The following is a 398-nucleotide window of genomic DNA, read 5'->3' as shown; positions in this document are numbered from 1 at the left end:
GTGCAAGGTGAACTGGATAGGCAGGTTGAGGTCGTGCGCCGCTTGGAAGGGAAGGCGCTGGAATTAAATAGACAGAACGACTCCTTACAAGAGCAATTGCACAGCTCTCATCAAACCAGTGAAGAGGTGCGCCTGCGTTTAATTGAGGAGTTAAAGCAGCAGCAACAGGCCACCGAGACAGCGCAATTGGCTGCCCACGAGACGTTAACTCGTTTGGAGTCTTTGCAAGACGAGCACACGCAGTTGACTGAGAAAGCCCAGCTTCTGGGGCAGCGCAACGAGGAGTTGTACTCTCAAGTAGGGTCTTTAGAAACCCAAGTAGAAGAATTAAATAAAGAGCAAACTCGTTTACAGGACTTAGTCCGCAATGAGCAGCGCACCGTCAATGAAGCGCAAGC

At 50.8% G+C, this 398-nt stretch carries 1 protein-coding gene; it reads left to right on the top strand.

Annotated features, from left to right (window positions below):
• The coding region (locus ACD661_RS16950) for a hypothetical protein (RefSeq protein ID WP_400189012.1) at positions 1–398 on the top strand (398 nt) is incomplete at both ends.

Origin of the sequence: Legionella lytica, assembly GCF_044626755.1 — a bacterium.
Lineage (GTDB): Bacteria > Pseudomonadota > Gammaproteobacteria > Legionellales > Legionellaceae > Legionella > Legionella lytica_A.
The sequence above is the reverse complement of the archived record's forward strand: the minus strand, read 5'-3'. Positions and strand labels throughout refer to the sequence as shown.